The following is an 18,801-nucleotide window of genomic DNA, read 5'->3' as shown; positions in this document are numbered from 1 at the left end:
ACAGGTCGCCGTCATATCACTCGCGCTGTGATGACTTCACTCTGCCCAGGTAACATTTCAACTGTTCTGAGCTGAATAATATTGCAGCGTTCTGTCATCAATCATCATGCGTTTAGGACCAGTCAAAACCATGTTAATCATCGGTTCATAAACTGCAGACAGGCGGTGTTCAGGGATTACTCTCAGCACCATAGCAACCCGTGAAATGCAGGTTTCGGTACGCTGATTACCCGTGGCTGATGCAAGTTTTCGTAACTTCGGTAATTTTTGCATTTACCGAGTGATAACACGTCGCTGTATGCACAGCAAGAGAGGCAGGATAAAGGAAAAAGCGAAGAGGATGGAGAAACGGGGAGACGCGTTAATTCATGTTTCCGCTTAATATTAACGGGCGCCGGGTTGCTTCATACCAACGTCCGCTGAGTGCCAGGAGCAGACATGAAAGAATCGATTGCTGCAGAATCTCCGTCTGATCAAGACGTCTCAAATTCTTGGGGTTATAGTGTGTGGTGCTCAACGAATCGTTGCGCGGGACATTTGATATGCAGCCATTTTAGCTGCAGCAAACACAGGCAGCATATCCAATACAGGTGAAATCAGGCATTATACAATGGAGACAAGATGGTAGATGAGAGCGCGAAAGCGATAGTCGAAAAGCTCGCTGTTCCGGTTTATGAAGATGCTCTGAGCCCTTTTGCTAAAGAATTATCAAAGGGATTAGTCTCTATTGCCAGAATGGTAAATTCGGGAGTTTTCCTGGTAGAAGACAGTGTTCATGCGGTGACAAGCGTCTTGCGGATGACAGCTGAGAATCTGGCATTATTACCGCCCAAGCAAATTTCATTCGATCAGCCAAGAGTTGCTCTTCAGGCTCTGAATGAGGCAAAATTTGCAATAAATGAAGATGAAATACAGCGCCTTTTTTCAAATCTTATATCGGCAAGCCTGGACAAAGAAACTTCGAAGCTTGCTCATCCGGCGTACATCGAAATAATCAAGCAGCTCCAGCCGGATGAAGCCAAGATCCTTCGGTTTATGTTTAATAAAGAAAACCATAGAAAAGGTCATGCACCAACGATTGATATAGTCCAACAAGATTTGGAGGATAGTAACTTAACAATCACATCAACTAGACTGGAAGTAAACCTAATTTGTGAAGATGCTGGTTGCGATAACCCCGAAAACTCAGTTATGTATTTCTCCAACTTAAAACGGTTGGGCCTGCTAACTCCAACATCAGGAACTTCTTTCCCAAAGGAAGAGCATGAAAGAATTTTCTCATCAGAGAAAGTAAAAGAAATATGCAGTATCAATTCGCATCTAGATAGAGTTTCTTATAAAAGCGGGCAATATAGTTTTACAGGCTTTGGCCGAGGCTTTGTCGATTCGTGTGTCGGCAGATATAGCATTTAAAAAGTCAATAAGCTGCTCCGGTTATTGAGGCCTTAACGTCAGCTCCTCGCTCAAAGTTGCCCCTCAGCTCCACGCCAGCTGCTGAACAAACGCATCCGTGTAAGTGCACAATTTTCATGTGGCACTAAAGCAGTGTGTTCCCATCGACATTCAGTCAGCTTTATACGCCTGCCACTCGCGCCAGACATTCTCAGGATCAATATCGCGGTAGCCACGCTCTCTGATTATATCCTCGGCTGCTTCGGCCGGCAGGCGGATGGCTGTAGCGCCATCACGAATGGACTCAACCTCATCGCGGGTCAATTCCCGTCCTATGTCCTGTTCTTTATCAATCAGGACTACGATCAACGCAGGGATAAAAACAATCTTCATACTGACAAGCCTCTGATATATTCGCATCCCACTGTATCACTGACAGTTTTGATATAATTCAGTAATCGTCAATTTATTACCAGGACGGGAATCATTCATGACATTGCAAATCCGTGACGCCACACCGGCCGACGCGATATTGCTCAATGCGCTGGGCTACCGCATCTACCGCGCACACTTTGAACAAAAGGCACTGGAGCTTCGCTTATATGTCTACGGAGATAACGGGCGTGCGATTCGTGCTTATGAGCGATGTGGTTTCACTGAATCTCCGTATGCCATTATGAAAGTGGGTTTATAGCTTCCCCAAATACAGTACTCCTAATGCTCCGCCTGAAATCAGAACACTCCTGACAGGCCACGATTCCACCAGATTCAGATTTTTCATTCATCTTATTTTTCATGTTGCCATCAGATGAGGGAGATAATCGTTTTCACTTCCCGTCTGTCGCGGTAATCTCATAACGGTCGTTAATATTGCGACTGCAATGTGTGTAACCCAACTCAAATACTAATAACTAAAAAACAGTACAGACAGGATAACTATGGATTCCACCCTCACCTCCACGGGTCCCCAACAGGACGCCTCTTCGCTTAACCGCGCCCGACGCGCTGCGCTTGGCAGCTTCGCGGGTGCCGTGGTCGACTGGTATGATTTTCTGCTTTATGGCATTACTGCCGCACTGGTCTTTAACCGCGAGTTCTTCCCGCAGGTCAGCCCGGCGATGGGGACACTTGCCGCATTTGCTACCTTTGGCGTCGGATTTTTGTTCCGTCCGTTAGGCGGGGTGATCTTCGGCCACTTCGGCGATCGTCTGGGCCGTAAACGTATGCTGATGCTTACCGTCTGGATGATGGGTATTGCCACTGCGCTGATCGGGATTATTCCCTCTTTTGACACCATTGGCTGGTGGGCTCCTGTGCTGCTGGTGACACTACGCGCCATTCAGGGATTCGCCGTTGGCGGTGAATGGGGCGGCGCAGCGTTGCTCTCGGTCGAAAGCGCGCCGAAAAATAAAAAAGCCTTCTACAGCAGCGGCGTCCAGGTTGGTTACGGCGTCGGACTGTTACTTTCTACCGGTCTGGTCTCGCTGATTAGCTCGCAAACCACCGATGAGCAGTTCCTGAGTTGGGGCTGGCGTATTCCATTCCTGTTCAGCATCGTGCTGGTATTGGGCGCGTTGTGGATGCGTAACCGAATGGATGAATCGGCCGAATTCGAACAGCAGCAGCAGGCACCGCAACCAGAGAAAAAGAGACTACCGGTAGTCGAGGCATTAATCCGTCATCCAGGTGCGTTTTTGAAAATTATCGCTCTGCGCCTGTGTGAACTGCTGACGATGTATATCGTCACCGCGTTTGCCCTTAATTACTCCACGCAGAATCTGGGTTTACCTCGTGAACTGTTTCTGAATATCGGCTTGTTGGTGGGTGGACTGAGCTGTCTGACCATCCCCTGCTTTGCCTGGCTCGCCGACCGCTTTGGTCGCCGGCGCGTTTACATTACTGGCGCACTGGTCGGGACGCTTAGCGCATTCCCGTTCTTTATGGCGTTAGAAGCGCAATCCATTTTCTGGATCGTGTTCTTCGCGATTATGTTGGCCAACATTGCACACGATATGGTGGTCTGCGTACAGCAGCCTATGTTTACCGGTTTGTTTGGCGCAAGCTATCACTACAGCGGCGCAGGCGTTGGTTATCAGGTAGCAAGCGTAGTTGGCGGCGGTTTTACCCCCTTCATTGCTGCTGCACTGGTAACATTCTCCGGCGGAGACTGGCACAGTGTAGCCATTTATCTGATGGCGGGTTGTCTTATTTCCGCGACTACAGCATTGCTGATGCGGGATAAGCAGCACGGTTAAGCCAGGGTGCGGAGGCCGTCCGGTCTTCGCACAATCTTCCTCAACGTCTGACTTTTGTTTCACATTCCTGTGACATACTATCGGGAGAGCAGTACATCTGTGGAACAAGGAGACAGACATGAACAATAAGGGCTCCAGCCTGACCCCGGCTCAGGCACTGGATAAACTGGACGCGCTGTACGAGCAGTCGGTTAAAGCACTGCGTAGCGCCATTGGTAAGTATATTGAAACAGGGACGCTCCCTGATGTAATCGCCCGCCATAACGGTCTTTTTGTTTACCCATCACTGTGTGTCACCTGGGATGGCATCGCCACCAATCCCCCGAAAACCCGAGCCTATGGTCGTTTTACCCATGCGGGCAGCTACACCACTACGATTACCCGCCCGTCGCTTTTTCGTCCGTATCTTGAAGAACAGCTCACGCTGCTGTATCAGGATTATGATGCGCATATCTCCGTCGAGCCGTCGCAGCATGAAATCCCCTATCCCTATGTGATTGACGGTTCAGAACTGACGCTGGATCGCTCAATGAGCGCCGGATTAACGCGCCATTTCCCCACCACTGAATTGTCGCAGATTGGTGACGAAACGGCAGACGGGATTTTTCATCCGGCGGAATTTTCTCCGCTGTCTCACTTCGATGCCCGACGCGTGGATTTTTCGCTGGCGCGACTACGTCATTACACGGGAACGCCGGTTGAACATTTTCAACCTTTTGTGCTGTTCACCAACTACACCCGCTACGTCGATGAGTTTGTGCGTTGGGGTTGCAGCCAGATCCTCGACCCGGACAGCCCATATATCGCGCTTTCTTGTGCGGGCGGGATCTGGATCACCGCCGAAACCGAAGCGCCAGAAGAAGCCATCTCCGATCTCGCCTGGAAGAAACACCAGATGCCCGCCTGGCATTTAATCACGGCTGACGGTCAGGGGATCACGCTGGTCAATATCGGCGTTGGCCCGTCTAACGCCAAAACCATTTGCGATCATCTGGCCGTACTGCGCCCTGACGTCTGGCTGATGATTGGTCACTGCGGTGGTCTGCGTGAAAGCCAGGCGATTGGCGACTATGTTCTGGCCCACGCTTATCTGCGTGACGATCACGTTCTGGATGCCGTACTACCGCCGGATATTCCGATTCCGAGCATTGCGGAAGTACAACGCGCCCTGTATGACGCCACCAAAGAAGTCAGCGGTATGCCCGGTGAAGAAGTTAAACAGCGCTTGCGTACCGGTACTGTCGTCACCACCGACGATCGTAACTGGGAGCTACGCTATTCCGCTTCTGCGCTGCGTTTCAACCTCAGTCGCGCGGTGGCTATCGATATGGAAAGCGCCACCATCGCCGCTCAGGGATACCGTTTCCGCGTTCCGTACGGCACGCTGCTGTGCGTTTCCGACAAGCCGCTGCACGGTGAGATCAAACTACCTGGTCAGGCCAACCGTTTTTATGAAGGTGCTATTTCTGAGCATCTGCAAATAGGTATCCGGGCTATCGATCGTCTGCGTGCTGAAGGCGACCGACTGCACTCCCGTAAATTACGTACATTCAACGAACCGCCGTTCCGTTAAGACCTGAAGGTTAACTATGCACAACTCAACTCCTCTTTCCGCCCTGCGCAACCTGCTGATAGCGCAGGGGCTGGATGGCATGATTGTTCCGCGCGCCGACGCTCATCAAAGCGAAGATTGTACGCCGCATGACAATAAACTGGCCTGGCTGACCGGATTTAGCGGCTCTGCCGGCCTCGCGTTGGTCCTTCAGGACCGTGCGTTAATGTTTGTCGATGGACGCTATCAGGTCCAGGTACGCAATGAAGTCTCGCTGGATGATTTTGAAATTCATCATTTACACGATGAACCGCTGGCCGACTATTTGCAGTCTCACGTTGCAGCGGGTACACGTATCGGCTTTGAACCGCTGCTGATGGTCAACAGCCAGTTTGAAGCCTTGTCGGCAACTCATTGCGAGCTGGTACCTCTTGAGCAAGATCCTTTTGACCAGGTGTGGCTTGACCGACCGGCAGCCCCCTGCGGCATCATTCGTGAAATGCCCATTGAAATCAGCGGGGAAAGCAGCACGCAAAAGCGTGCCCGCGTCGTGGAACAACTCGCTCAACATGAGGCTGACGTACTGGCAATTACCCTGCCGGATAACATTGCCTGGCTGTTGAATGTACGCGGTTCAGATCTGGCTATGGTGCCAGTACCGTTTTCGTTTGCCCTGCTCCATCGCAGCGGTGAGTTGGAATGGTTTGTGGATAGCAACAAAACGCAGCAACTCCCCGTATCACTGCTAAACACGCTCACGCTGGCCCCGCAAGAGAGTTTCCTGGTACGTTGCCAGCAACTGGCCAGTGGGAAACGCTTTCTGGTCGATAAAGACTACGCCCCGGTTGCGTTGCGTTTTGCCATTGAAGAACACGGTGGCAACGTCTTATGGGCCCCTGATCCCATCACCTTGATGAAAGCCCACAAAAATGACGTTGAACTGGCGGGCTATCGGGAATGCCATGAACAAGATGGCGCAGCCTGGGTAAACTTCCTTGCCTGGCTGGCCCATGAAGTCCCTTTGCGCGAAGCGGCTGGCAATCCGGTCACCGAACTGGAAGCCCAGGCGAAGCAACTGGAATTTCGCCAGCAGCAGCCGGGATTTATTGAGCAAAGCTTCAGCACGATATCGGCCTCTGCCAGCAATGCGGCGATGTGTCATTACCACTCCAGTGAAAAAACCAATACGCCAATTACCTCGCAGGCCATGTATCTGAATGATTCCGGCGGCCAGTACCACAATGGTACGACGGATACGACGCGTACCTTCGCGTTTGGTCCACAGGATCCGCAACGTCGTCTGCATTACACCGCCGTGCTGAAAGGCTTTTTGTCGCTTATATCATTGCAATTTCCCAGCGGCACTCAGGGCCATCAACTGGATGCCTTTAGCCGTCGGGCACTGTGGGATTTAGGGCTGGATTTTGATCATGGAACAGGACACGGCGTAGGCCACCAGTTGCTTATCCATGAACAACCCCATCGCATTGCCAAGAAAGTAAACCCCTGGCCACTGGTCGCAGGCAATATCATCACCATCGAACCGGGTTATTATCTGGCCGGACAATATGGGATCCGCATTGAAAACCAGGTGGAGATTATCAACAGTCGTCCAGGCTTCTGCCGTTTCTCAACGCTGACGCTGGTACCGATTGATTTGAATCTGGTTGAACTTCATCTGCTGAGTGAAGCTGAAAAGCAGTGGATTGATGATTACCACCAACAGGTCAGAGAGACGCTATCCCCGCGCGTGAACGCAGAGGCACGTCCCTGGCTGTTCGCTGCCACCGCACCAATTCGCGTTCAGGCTAATTAATGCAATAAAAAAGGCAGCCCGCAGGCTGCCTTAGTTCTCCCCAATTTCTTACTGCTTAGCTGTTACGGATGTACTCATCCATTTCAGTTTTCAGGTTATCGGACTTAGTACCGAAAATCGCCTGAACACCGGAACCAGCTACCACAACGCCTGCCGCACCCAGTTTCTTCAGGCCAGCCTGATCCACTTTAGCAACGTCAGCCACGCTGACACGCAGACGAGTGATGCACGCATCGAGGTTAGTGATGTTTTCTTTACCGCCGAATGCAGCAACCAGAGCCGGAGCCATTTCACCGGTCGCACCTGCTTTGCTGTCTTCGGTGGCATCTTCACGACCCGGAGTTTTCAGGTCCAGCGCTTTAATCAGCACACGGAAGATGGTGTAGTAAACAATCGCATAACCGATACCGACAATCGGGAACAGCCACAGTTTGCTGCTGTTACCGGAAAGAACGATAAAGTCGATAAGACCGTGGGAGAACGACGTACCGTCACGCATACCCAGCAGGATACAGATCGGGAATGCCAGACCAGCCAGAATCGCGTGGATGATGTACAGGATCGGCGCCACGAACATGAAGGAGAACTCGATCGGCTCGGTAATACCGGTCAGGAACGAGGTCAGCGCAGCGGAGATCATGATACCGCCCACTTTCGCGCGGTTTTCTGGTTTAGCAGAGTGCCAGATAGCGATAGCAGCAGCCGGCAGACCGTACATTTTGAACAGGAAGCCACCGGACAGTTTGCCCGCAGTCGGGTCACCCGCCATATAGCGAGGAATGTCGCCGTGGAACACCTGACCTGCAGCGTTGGTGTATTCACCGATCTGCATCTGGAATGGAACGTTCCAGATATGGTGCAGACCAAACGGCACCAGGCAGCGTTCAATGAAGCCATAGATACCGAACGCCACGACCGGGTTCTGGTATGCAGCCCACTGGGAGAACGTCTGAATAGCAGTACCGATTGGCGGCCAAATGAAGGACAGAACCACACCGGTGAAGATAGCAGCCAGACCAGAAATGATAGGAACGAAGCGCTTACCCGCAAAGAAGCCAAGATACTCAGGCAATTTAATACGGTAGAAGCGGTTGAACATATACGCTGCAATCGCACCGGAGATAATCCCCCCGAGAACACCCGTATCAGCAAGGTGTTTAGCTGCGATCTCTTCAGCAGGTAAATGCAGAACCAGCGGCGCAACTACAGCCATGGTCTTAACCATGATGCCGTAAGCAACAACGGATGCCAGTGCAGATACACCGTCATTATTAGTGAAGCCTAACGCAACACCGATAGCAAAAATCAGCGGCATGTTCGCAAAAACAGAACCGCCTGCTTCTGCCATTACGTGCGATACAACGGCTGGCAGCCAGCTGAAGTTAGCGGAACCGACGCCCAGCAGGATACCTGCAATTGGGAGTACGGATACCGGTAGCATCAGCGATTTACCGACCTTTTGCAGGTTAGCAAATGCATTCTTAAACATAATTAGGAGTGCTCCTGAGTATTTGTGCTTTTCTACGTTCTCACGCATTAGCGAGGGGGGAGAACCTCGCCGTGTACAGGGCATCTAAGTACCCTTTATTTATTACACAGAGTAAAATAATTCAGTTTATTTTTGTTTGACGGCTATCACAGTTCAGTCGTGAATGGCCGCAAAATCCGCACATTCCGATAAAATGCGTTTCTGAATGTGTCAAGCTGGTTATTCACCGCCCATTTTGTGGCGGTGAACTTTACTCGCATTAGTGATTAATTACGAGCTTTAAAAAAAGTCAGTTAACGAACAGATTGCAGGCGAGAAGCGTCGATGTGAAACAGGCGGGCAAAGTTATCAGTGGTTGCCTGCGCCAGTTCTTCAACGGCAACACCTTTCACTACGGCCATGTACTCTGCAACGTCACGAGTCATGGCGGGCTGGTTCTCTTTTCCTCGATGCGGTACAGGCGCAAGGTAAGGAGAATCCGTCTCGACCAATAACCGGTCCAGAGGAACATAGCGGGCGGCATCACGGAGCTGCTCTGCATTTCGGAACGTGACGATGCCGGAAAACGAGATATAGAATCCAAGGTCCAGTAATTTGCCCGCCGTTTCTCTGTCCTCTGTAAAACAGTGTAGTACGCCGCCACAATCCGTCACTTTTTCTTCGCGCAGAATAGACAGCGTATCGGCTCGCGCATCGCGGGTATGCACGATAACCGGCTTCTGTAACTCACGGCCAATCTGAATATGGTGGATAAAAGATTCCTGCTGGCGCACCTTTGTTTCCGGCGTGTAAAAATAGTCCAGCCCGGTTTCTCCCATCGCCACAACCCCCTCTTCGGCGGCAAAACGACGCAGCTCCTCAACATCATAGGTTTCATCCTGATTTAACGGATGCACGCCGCAGGAAAAAACCACATTGTCGCGCTCACCAACCAGTTCACGCATACTGCGGTATCCTGGCAAGGTGGTTGCAACGGCAAGACAGAATTTCACATCGCGTGCGGCCGCTTTCGCCAGCACGTCGTCCACGTCCTTATGCAGAGATTGATAATCCAGGCCATCAAGATGGCAGTGTGAGTCGACTAAAAACATAATGTCTCTCTCAAAGATGGGGAACAGGCAGTACGGTGCCTGGTTGCAGGTAATGCTCAATACGAAGAATAAGATCGGTTAATACCAGCTCGCGGTTTACGCCCGTCACGTTCAGCAACTGCTGACGGCAATGGCAAACGTCACCGAGTATCGCCTGTATCTGGGCAACGGATAACCGTTCTGCGATGGAAGATATCAGGTCCAGGGCATCGGGATTGGTTAAATGGGCAATCCCATACGGACGTTTCAACGCATCCGTAAACAACGTTGCCAGCCAGTGTAAACGGGCGGCAGCCTGATCGTGGTTTAACGCCGCGAGCAAGATATACCAATCACCGGCATTTAATGTATTTACCAGTGCCGCACAAAAATCTGTACGGTGCGCCCAGCTTTCAGCCTGTAACAGCGTGAGTGCCGCGCCTGGCGAACCGGCACTTAGACGTAACGCGCTAAGCAGCGCTTCTGACGACGCAGTCACTTCACGAGCAAGCCAAGAGATAGCATACGACTCCGGAGGTGGCGCAAGATGATGTAACCGACAACGGCTGCGTAATGTCGCCAGCAAACGAGCTGGCTCTGTGCTGGCGAGGAAAAACCAGGTCTGTGCCGGGGGTTCTTCCAGCGTTTTCAACAGGGCATTGGCGGCAGCATCGGTTAACTGGGCGGCATCAGGGATCCATACAACCTTCGCACCGCCGAGACGCGAATGCTCGTACAGCTTTTCACTGACTTCGCGTACAGCATCAACCCCCAGCGTGCTTTTGCCTTTTTCTGGCAGCAGCGAATAGTAGTCAGGGTGCGTCCCCGCCTGCATCAGCTGACAGCCACGGCACTGTCCGCAGCTTTTATGTCCTTCCGGCTGCTGGCACATTAAATAGCGGCTGAGGGCGTAAATCAGCGCGTCGTCGCCCATTCCGGGTAACGCCTGAATCAGTAACGCATGGTGACCACGACCCGCCTGGTAGCTGGCCACCAGTTTTTCAAAATCCGGTCGTAACCATGGGTACCATTTCATGCGCCCTGCTCCTTCACCCACTGGGTGATGGTATTGCGAATATCAGCCATCACAGCCTCCAGCGGCTGCGTAGCGTCTATAGTGCGAATGCTGGCGTCTTTGGCAGCCAGCTCAAGATAGCGCGCGCGGGTACGATTAAAGAAATCGAAAGATTCCTGCTCAATACGATCCAGCTCGCCGCGTGCACGGGCACGCTTCAACCCGACTTCTGGCGTCACATCCAGATAGATAGTCAGATCCGGGCGAAAATCGCCGAGTACTGCATCGCGCAGGGTTGCCAGCATGTTTTGATCGATACCACGTCCACCGCCCTGATACGCCTGAGTAGACAGATCGTGACGATCGCCAATTACCCACGCGCCTTTCGCCAGCGCAGGTTTAATAACGGTTTCGACCAGCTGTACGCGCGCAGCGTAAAACATCAGAACTTCGGCTTTGTCAGTGATAACCTCGTCACCCACCGACTTAATGTCCAGCACCAGGCTTCTTAGTTTCTCAGCCAGTTGCGTGCCGCCAGGTTCGCGGGTGAAAACCATGTCACGAATACCGAGTTGCTCAAGTGTCTCTACCACTACGTTACGCGCGGTGGTTTTTCCGGCGCCTTCCAGGCCCTCGATGACGATATAGTTACTGCCCATTTTTTTCCTTAAGCACTTTCAGGTAATCCTGCACGGACCGGTTGTGGCTGGCAAGATTGGTGTTAAACGTGTGGCCACCTTTACCGTCAGCCACAAAATAAAGATACGGCGTTTTTGCCGGATGTGCCGCGGCCTGCAACGATGCCTCTCCCGGCATGGCAATCGGGCCAGGTGGCAGTCCTGTAATGGTATAGGTGTTATAAGCGGTCGGGGTGTCTAAATCCACGCGCGACAATTTGCCATTATAACGTGACCCCATACCGTAAATCACCGTCGGATCGGTTTGTAAACGCATACCGATACGTAAACGGTTAATAAACACCGAAGCCACCTGGTCACGCTCGCTGGCAACCGCAGTCTCTTTTTCAATAATAGAAGCCATGGTTACCAGCTGATTTTTGTCCTGATAAGGCAGGCCGTCAGCGCGCCCTTCCCAGACAGTATCCACCGCTTTAACCATTTTCTGATGCGCGCGTTTTAGCAACGCTACGTCTGTCGTATTGGCGGTATACATCCAGGTATCTGGCCAGAACCAACCTTCCACCCATTGCGGGTTTTCCAGTTTCAGCGCCTGGGCCACGGTCTCATAGCTATCGTCGCTTAACGTATGTTTGATATACGGGGCATCGCGCAGCTGTTTCAGGTAATCGCTTAGGCGCATCCCTTCAACCAGACGTAACGGGAACTGCGCCTCTTTTCCGCTTTCCAGCAGTTGCAGCATATCCCGAACCGTCATGTCGGGTGTAAAACGGTAGGTTCCGGCCTTAAAATGCGACAGTTCAGGTTCCACACGCAGCAGCCATTGGAACACGCGCGGACGGTTAATAACCTTGTCCGCATACAGCTGTTCGCCAAGGGCCAGGCGGCCCGTCCCCGCTTTCAGCGTAAAAATCGTCTCTTCTTTAATCAATAATTTACTGTCCGCCAGATGGCGAACTTTCCACATTCCCACTCCCGCGGCAATGCCCAGCACAACCAGCAATAACAGGACAACGAGTAACAGTTTTTTCATGACTAATTCGGGTGCTCACAAAGTGGGGCTAAAAAATCGAATAACAAACGTGAAGACAGCAATGTGTCGCCACAGGCACGCACGGGAATAATGGGCATTAACGCGTTACAGACGACGATTTCATCAGCCTGCATAACCTCCTCCAACCCGGCATACACTTCGACAATACTGAATGGCGATTGTGCCAGCATCCGGATACAGAATTGTCGCATAATGCCGTTTACTCCGGCCTGATCCAGGCGGGGCGTGTAAACCACATCACCTTTACGCCAGAACAAATTAGCCGCACAGCATTCCGTAACCCATCCCTCGCTGTCAAGAACCAGTGCTTCATCTGCGTCCGTCTGTTCAAGATGAGAGCGAATCAACACCTGCTCCAGTCGATTCAGATGTTTAAGCCCGGCAAGCCGTGGATTACGTCCCAGACGTACTGGGCTTAGCGCCAGCATAATGCCATCTTGCCGCCAACGATCGTAATGAACGGGCCAGGCTGAAACGGAGAGGATGCGTGTGGCGCTGTGACAACTTTTGCCACTGTAGCCCCGGCCTCCAGTGCCACGGCTGATAATCACTTTCAACACCCCGCGTACGTGCCCTTTCGCCAGCATTTTCATTTCATTTTGCAGCTCGGACCAATTTTCAAAAGAGATCAGCAGTTTTTGGCAAGCGTCTTGTAAACGCTCAAGATGCGCTGCAAAGAGAGGGATTTCGCCGTCGATAATACAGGCAGTGGTAAAACAGCCATCACCAAATTGGGTCGCTCGATCGCTTGCTGCCAGCATATTCTGCTCGCAGCCATTAATTAAGAACATGGTGGCTCCTTATTTCTGGTCCGCTAGTTTGGCAGGATGAGTAACACAGGACAAGGGCGGAAAACCGAATAAAAAAAGGCCCGACAAGCGGACCTTTTCAATTTGCTATCGATGCTAGCGCATCACCTAACAGGCTTAAATCTTTTTAAAGATCAAAGAGCCGTTGGTACCACCGAAGCCAAAGGAGTTACACAGTGCATACTCCAGACCACTAACCTGACGCGCTTCGTGAGGTACGAAGTCCAGATCACAACCTTCATCCGGGTTATCCAGGTTGATGGTTGGCGGAATAGCCTGATCGCGCAGCGCCAGGATAGAGAAAATAGACTCTACCGCGCCCGCCGCACCCAACAGGTGTCCGGTCATGGATTTAGTGGAGCTGACCATTACACGGCTTGCCGCATCACCAAAGACAGATTTCACTGCCTGGGTTTCTGCTTTATCGCCTGCAGGCGTAGACGTACCATGCGCGTTGACATAGCCAATCTGACCCGCTTCGATAGCCGCATCACGCAGCGCGTTGACCATTGCCAGCGCAGCGCCTGCACCGTTTTCCGGTGGTGACGTCATGTGGTAAGCATCACTGCTCATACCGAAGCCAACGACTTCAGCATAGATTTTTGCACCGCGCGCTTTCGCATGTTCGTACTCTTCCAGTACAACCATGCCCGCGCCGTCGCCCAGCACAAAACCATCACGTTCTTTGTCCCACGGACGGCTTGCCGCTTGCGGGTTATCATTACGCGTAGACAGCGCACGTGCCGCGCCAAAACCACCCACGCCCAGCGGCGTACTGGCTTTTTCTGCACCACCCGCAACCATCGCGTCCGCATCGCCGTATGCAATGATACGTGCAGCATGACCGATGTTATGCACGCCTGAAGTACAGGCGGTCGCGATGGAGATGCTTGGCCCTTGCAGGCCGTACATGATGGTCAGGTGACCTGCCACCATGTTAACAATCGTCGACGGAACGAAGAACGGGCTGATCTTACGCGGTCCACCATTTACCAGAGAGGTATGGTTTTCTTCGATAAGACCGAGACCGCCAATACCAGAGCCGATAGCGGCGCCAATACGGTGGGCGTTCTCTTCCGTTATTTCGAGGCCAGAATCCTGCATGGCCTGAACGCCAGCGACAATTCCATATTGAATGAAAGCATCCATCTTGCGCTGTTCTTTGCGCGAGATAATGTCTTCACAGTTAAAATCCTTTACTAAGCCAGCAAATTTCGTTGCATAGGCGCTAGTATCGAAATGGTCGATCAGGCTGATGCCACTCTGACCGGCAAGGAGAGCTTTCCAGGTAGACTCTACGGTATTGCCGACAGGAGACAACATGCCCAGTCCCGTCACAACTACACGACGCTTAGACACGGTTGTCCTCCAGGGAGGGAAAATAATTCAAGTGGGATAAAAAGATAAAACTCAGGCGGTCGAATGACCGCCTGGAGATGTTCACTTACGCCTGGTGGCCGTTGATGTAATCAATGGCAGCCTGAACGGTAGTGATTTTCTCAGCTTCTTCGTCCGGAATCTCAGTATCAAACTCTTCTTCCAGAGCCATTACCAGCTCAACGGTGTCAAGAGAATCTGCGCCCAGGTCTTCAACGAAGGAAGCATTGTTGGTTACTTCTTCCTGCTTAACGCCCAGCTGTTCGCCGATAATTTTCTTAACGCGTTCTTCGATAGTGCTCATACTCTTAAATTTCCTATCAAAACTCGCTTTCGCGATGGTTTTCGTAGTGTATAAAATGTTGAAAAATTTGCAACTAAATCCCGGCAGGTCTTACCACGATTTTGCGCTATTTTGAGGCCATTCACCCTAATAACGCAAATATTTTTCAATCGTGGTTAAACCATGTACATCCCGCCGTTGACGTGCAAAGTCTCACCTGTGATGTAACTTGCTTCGTCAGAAGCTAAAAATGCAACCGCACTGGCGATTTCCTGAGCGCCGCCAAGGCGACCCGCAGGAACCTGCGCCAGAATACCCGCACGCTGATCATCAGACAGCGCACGCGTCATGTCCGTTTCAATAAAGCCCGGAGCAACAACGTTTACAGTAATGCCACGAGACGCAACTTCGCGCGCCAGTGATTTACTGAAGCCGATCAGACCCGCTTTCGCCGCAGCGTAGTTAGCCTGACCTGCATTTCCCATGGTACCAACCACAGAACCGATAGTGATAATACGCCCATGACGCTTTTTCATCATAGCTCGCATTACCGCTTTTGACAGACGGAAAACAGATGACAGGTTGGTTTCGATGATATCGTTCCACTCGTCATCTTTCATGCGCATTAACAGGTTATCACGAGTAATCCCGGCATTATTGACCAGGATATCGACTTCACCAAATTCTGCGCGAATATTTTCCAGAACAGATTCGATAGATGCAGGATCGGTCACATTCAACATCAGACCTTTACCATTTGCACCTAAATAATCACTAATGGCCTGCGCGCCGCTTTCGCTGGTAGCAGTACCGATAACTTTCGCGCCACGGGCAACGAGTGTCTCAGCAATTGCGCGGCCAATGCCACGGCTTGCACCGGTAACCAGCGCGATTTTTCCTTCAAAACTCATGGTCTTCCTCTTTTATTGCTCTAGCGCCGCAGACAGTGCCGCCGGCTCATTCAGTGCCGAAGCAGTCAGGGTGTCAACAATACGTTTCGTCAAACCGGTCAGAACTTTACCCGGACCGACTTCATACAGGTGCTCTACGCCCTGGGACGCCATAAATTCAACGGTTTTAGTCCACTGAACCGGGCTATACAGCTGACGAACCAACGCATCGCGAATAGCGTCTGCCGTGGTTTCACACTTCACATCGACGTTGTTCACGACCGGAACCGTCGGTGCGTTAAAGGTGATTTTCTGCAGCTCAACGGCCAGTTTCTCAGCAGCAGGCTTCATCAGCGCACAGTGAGACGGCACGCTAACTGGCAGTGGCAGAGCACGTTTCGCACCCGCAGCTTTACAGGCAGCGCCCGCACGTTCAACCGCTTCTTTATGACCCGCGATAACCACCTGACCTGGCGAGTTGAAGTTGACCGGAGAAACGACCTGACCTTCTGCTGACTCTTCACATGCTTTAGCGATAGACGCATCATCAAGACCGATAATCGCAGACATGCCGCCTGTGCCTTCTGGTACAGCTTCCTGCATGAACTTACCGCGCAGTTCTACCAGACGTACGGCATCAGCAAATGCGATCACGCCTGAGCAGACCAGCGCAGAATATTCGCCCAGGCTGTGACCCGCCATCAGCGCAGGTGTTTTACCACCCTGCTGCTGCCATACGCGATAAAGCGCGACAGATGCGGTCAACAGCGCTGGCTGCGTCTGCCAGGTTTTATTCAGTTCTTCGGCCGGGCCCTGCTGAGTCAACGCCCACAGATCATAGCCCAGCGCAGCTGATGCTTCAGCAAATGTTTCTTCAACAATTGGGTAGTTTGCTGCCATTTCAGACAACATCCCAACGGTCTGGGAACCCTGCCCCGGAAACACAAATGCAAATTGCGTCATGTTTAAATCCTTATACTAGAAACGAACCAGCGCGGAGCCCCAGGTGAATCCACCCCCGAAGGCTTCAAGCAATATCAACTGCCCAGCTTTAATACGCCCGTCGCGGACAGCTTCGTCCAGCGCGCACGGTACGGAGGCAGCAGAGGTATTACCATGTCTGTCGAGCGTCACGACAACATTATCCATCGACATACCCAGCTTTTTCGCCGTCGCGCTGATAATGCGCAGGTTAGCCTGATGCGGTACCAGCCAGTCCAGCGCAGAACGGTCGAGATTATTGGCTTCCAGCGTTTCATCAACGATGTGCGCAAGTTCGGTCACTGCGACTTTAAATACTTCGTTACCCGCCATCGTCAGATGAATCGGGTTTTCTGGGTTCACGCGATCGGCGTTAGGCAGCGTCAACAGTTCGCCATAGCGACCGTCGGCGTGCAGATGCGTGGAGAGAATGCCTGGCTCTTCCGATGCGCTCAGTACAACCGCGCCCGCCCCATCACCGAAAATGATGATCGTTCCGCGATCGGTTGGATCACAGGTGCGCGCCAGAACATCAGAGCCAACGACCAGAGCATGCTTAACTGCGCCAGATTTAACATACTGGTCGGCAACGCTCAGGGCGTAAGTGAAACCAGCGCAAGCGGCCGCAACGTCAAACGCCGGACAGCCTTTGATCCCCAGCATACTTTGGATCTGGCACGCCGCGCTTGGAAATGCGTGAGTGGATGATGTGGTAGCAACCACAATCAGACCAATTTGTTCTTTGTCGATGCCCGCCATTTCAATCGCACGGTTTGCGGCGGCAAAGCCCATCGTCGCAACTGTTTCATTTGGCGCTGCAATATGGCGTTCACGGATACCTGTACGAGTGACGATCCACTCATCAGATGTCTCAACCATTTTTTCCAAATCGGCGTTAGTACGCACTTGTTCAGGCAGATAGCTGCCAGTACCAATAATCTTCGTATACATGTACGCTCAGTCACTTTTTGGTTATATACCGCCACGAGCAAATCGCTGATACGTTGGCTACATTCACAAACGCACCGTTATCTGTGTGCTCGTGAGGTTGCGCTTTCGCCACCGTCCAGCAGTTCGAATCCAGCTGGGTATACAGATTCCAGGCGAGCGGCAATTCGCTGAGGAACTTGTCGCTGCACCGCCTGCACTGCCTGTTCAATCGCGACTTCAAATGCTCGCTGATTGGCCGCACCATGACTCTTAATCACCGTGCCGCGCAATCCTAACAGACAGGCGCCATTATACTGGTCGGGGTTGAGGTGACTAAATCGCCTTGTCAGGCTTTTTTGTAACCAACGTTTTAATAACAGAAGCCACCACGACCGTTTTTTGCCCTCACCCTGAGATTTCAGCAGTGAAAGGAACATTCTGACAACACCTTCCATCGTCTTTAATGTGACATTACCTGTAAAACCGTCACAGACCAACACATCGGTTTTGCCAGTCAGTAACTCATTGGCTTCAAGATAGCCGATATAATTAATGGAAGGGATTGTTTTTAGCACAGCTGAAGCATCTCGAATACTGTCGAGACCTTTCGTTTCTTCTTCGCCGATGTTGAGTAACGCTACGCGAGGATTGGCAATACCAACAACCTCTTCTGCCAGCACGGAACCCATGACGGCAAATTGCACCAACATAGTGCTATCACAATCTACGTTGGCGCCCAAATCCAGCACCACCGTTTTGCCCTTTTGCTGATGCGGTAACACCGTCACCAACGCCGGACGCTCAATCCCCTCAAGGGGTTTGAGCAATAACTTCGCAAGTCCCATAAGTGCGCCCGTATTACCGGCGCTGACACAAGCTTGTGCCTGACCTTCTTTCACGAGCTCCAGGGCAACACGCATTGAGCTTCCACGACTGGCGCGAATAGCTTGCGAGGGCCGGGCATCACTGGCAATAACTGACTGAGCAGGGATAATCTGCAGACGCGAACGTTGTTCGAAGTCAGCTTTGGCAAGTAATGGCGTGATTGTATCGGGATCCCCGACTAAAAGAAGTGTGAGTTGCGAATTAGAATTCAGTGCCTGCAATGCTGCAGGCACTGTCACGGTAGGGCCAAAATCTCCCCCCATGACATCTAACGCCAGGGTTAGACGTGTCAAGGTATCGTCGCTGCCCGGTTAGGTGTTTCCCCAGTTACCCGGGGAAAGCCTCACTAAGCTTCATCACGCGTT

At 51.9% G+C, this 18,801-nt stretch carries 19 protein-coding genes; 5 read left to right on the top strand and 14 right to left on the bottom strand.

Features of this window, described 5'->3' with window-relative positions:
• Nucleotides 1-57 precede the first annotated feature (57 nt).
• The gene (locus E6P06_RS28245; RefSeq protein ID WP_226791653.1) at nucleotides 58-192 is read right to left on the bottom strand and encodes an AraC family transcriptional regulator N-terminal domain-containing protein; all 135 of its coding nucleotides are present in this window, start codon (nucleotides 190-192) and stop codon (nucleotides 58-60) included.
• 429 nt (nucleotides 193-621) lie between these two features.
• Here E6P06_RS28245 and E6P06_RS12760 point away from each other — a divergent pair, with 429 nt between their 5' ends.
• Nucleotides 622-1,413 (top strand): DUF4393 domain-containing protein, encoded by a 792-nt coding sequence (locus E6P06_RS12760; protein ID WP_003836714.1) that lies wholly within the window; start codon nucleotides 622-624, stop codon nucleotides 1,411-1,413.
• A gap of 150 nt (nucleotides 1,414-1,563) precedes the next feature.
• Here E6P06_RS12760 and E6P06_RS12755 read toward each other — a convergent pair whose 3' ends face one another.
• Entirely contained in the window at nucleotides 1,564-1,785 is a 222-nt protein-coding gene (locus E6P06_RS12755) for a hypothetical protein (RefSeq protein WP_003036289.1), read from the bottom strand.
• 97 nt (nucleotides 1,786-1,882) lie between these two features.
• On the opposite strand from E6P06_RS12755, the gene E6P06_RS12750 reads away from it, so the two are divergent.
• The 4 genes from E6P06_RS12750 (at nucleotide 1,883) to E6P06_RS12735 (ending at nucleotide 7,015) form a co-directional block, all read left to right on the top strand.
• A complete protein-coding gene (locus E6P06_RS12750) occupies nucleotides 1,883-2,086 on the top strand; it encodes a hypothetical protein (protein ID WP_003836718.1) in 204 nt (67 codons plus the stop codon).
• A gap of 244 nt (nucleotides 2,087-2,330) precedes the next feature.
• Nucleotides 2,331-3,647, top strand: coding sequence for a shikimate transporter (gene shiA / locus E6P06_RS12745; protein ID WP_139935294.1), 1,317 nt, complete (start codon nucleotides 2,331-2,333; stop codon nucleotides 3,645-3,647).
• 118 nt (nucleotides 3,648-3,765) lie between these two features.
• A complete protein-coding gene (locus tag E6P06_RS12740) occupies nucleotides 3,766-5,220 on the top strand; it encodes an AMP nucleosidase (protein ID WP_016149940.1) in 1,455 nt (484 codons plus the stop codon).
• A gap of 16 nt (nucleotides 5,221-5,236) precedes the next feature.
• Entirely contained in the window at nucleotides 5,237-7,015 is a 1,779-nt protein-coding gene (locus tag E6P06_RS12735) for an aminopeptidase P family protein (protein ID WP_048233454.1), read from the top strand.
• Nucleotides 7,016-7,070: 55 nt separating this feature from the next.
• On the opposite strand, the gene ptsG is transcribed toward E6P06_RS12735, so the two are convergent.
• The 12 genes from ptsG to plsX form a co-directional block, all read right to left on the bottom strand.
• The gene (ptsG, locus tag E6P06_RS12730) at nucleotides 7,071-8,504 is read right to left on the bottom strand and encodes a PTS glucose transporter subunit IIBC (protein WP_003836725.1); all 1,434 of its coding nucleotides are present in this window, start codon (nucleotides 8,502-8,504) and stop codon (nucleotides 7,071-7,073) included.
• A gap of 293 nt (nucleotides 8,505-8,797) precedes the next feature.
• Nucleotides 8,798-9,595, bottom strand: a complete 798-nt coding sequence (locus E6P06_RS12725; RefSeq protein WP_003036276.1) for a metal-dependent hydrolase — start codon at nucleotides 9,593-9,595, stop codon at nucleotides 8,798-8,800.
• 10 nt (nucleotides 9,596-9,605) lie between these two features.
• Nucleotides 9,606-10,610 (bottom strand): DNA polymerase III subunit delta', encoded by a 1,005-nt coding sequence (gene holB, locus E6P06_RS12720; protein WP_032948994.1) that lies wholly within the window; start codon nucleotides 10,608-10,610, stop codon nucleotides 9,606-9,608.
• Nucleotides 10,607-11,248 carry a dTMP kinase gene (gene tmk / locus E6P06_RS12715; protein ID WP_003036268.1) on the bottom strand — a complete coding sequence of 214 codons (642 nt, stop codon included), beginning with the start codon at nucleotides 11,246-11,248 and terminating at the stop codon, nucleotides 10,607-10,609. Before tmk ends, holB begins: the two co-directional genes overlap by 4 nt.
• On the bottom strand, nucleotides 11,238-12,260 hold the full coding sequence (gene yceG / locus E6P06_RS12710) for a cell division protein YceG (RefSeq protein WP_003036266.1): 1,023 nt from the start codon (nucleotides 12,258-12,260) through the stop codon (nucleotides 11,238-11,240). Before yceG ends, tmk begins: the two co-directional genes overlap by 11 nt.
• Before the next feature lie 2 nt (nucleotides 12,261-12,262).
• Nucleotides 12,263-13,072, bottom strand: a complete 810-nt coding sequence (pabC, locus tag E6P06_RS12705) for an aminodeoxychorismate lyase (RefSeq protein ID WP_096878875.1) — start codon at nucleotides 13,070-13,072, stop codon at nucleotides 12,263-12,265.
• A gap of 135 nt (nucleotides 13,073-13,207) precedes the next feature.
• Complete coding sequence (gene fabF, locus E6P06_RS12700; protein WP_003036260.1) at nucleotides 13,208-14,449, bottom strand: beta-ketoacyl-ACP synthase II; 1,242 nt, start codon at nucleotides 14,447-14,449, stop codon at nucleotides 13,208-13,210.
• 85 nt (nucleotides 14,450-14,534) lie between these two features.
• On the bottom strand, nucleotides 14,535-14,771 hold the full coding sequence (acpP, locus tag E6P06_RS12695) for an acyl carrier protein (RefSeq protein WP_000103754.1): 237 nt from the start codon (nucleotides 14,769-14,771) through the stop codon (nucleotides 14,535-14,537).
• Between the two features lie 155 nt (nucleotides 14,772-14,926).
• Nucleotides 14,927-15,661, bottom strand: coding sequence for a 3-oxoacyl-ACP reductase FabG (fabG, locus tag E6P06_RS12690; protein ID WP_003036255.1), 735 nt, complete (start codon nucleotides 15,659-15,661; stop codon nucleotides 14,927-14,929).
• A 12-nt stretch (nucleotides 15,662-15,673) separates the two neighbouring features.
• Nucleotides 15,674-16,603, bottom strand: coding sequence for an ACP S-malonyltransferase (gene fabD / locus E6P06_RS12685; protein WP_071685314.1), 930 nt, complete (start codon nucleotides 16,601-16,603; stop codon nucleotides 15,674-15,676).
• A gap of 15 nt (nucleotides 16,604-16,618) precedes the next feature.
• Entirely contained in the window at nucleotides 16,619-17,572 is a 954-nt protein-coding gene (gene fabH, locus E6P06_RS12680; protein WP_003832181.1) for a beta-ketoacyl-ACP synthase III, read from the bottom strand.
• A gap of 77 nt (nucleotides 17,573-17,649) precedes the next feature.
• Nucleotides 17,650-18,729, bottom strand: coding sequence for a phosphate acyltransferase PlsX (gene plsX, locus E6P06_RS12675; RefSeq protein WP_003846798.1), 1,080 nt, complete (start codon nucleotides 18,727-18,729; stop codon nucleotides 17,650-17,652).
• Nucleotides 18,730-18,801 lie beyond the last annotated feature (72 nt).

Origin of the sequence: Citrobacter sp. CF971, from assembly GCF_006385635.1 — a bacterium.
GTDB classification, from domain to species: domain Bacteria; phylum Pseudomonadota; class Gammaproteobacteria; order Enterobacterales; family Enterobacteriaceae; genus Citrobacter; species Citrobacter freundii.
Note: the sequence above shows the minus strand (reverse complement) of the source record. Positions and strands in the feature narration are given on the sequence as shown.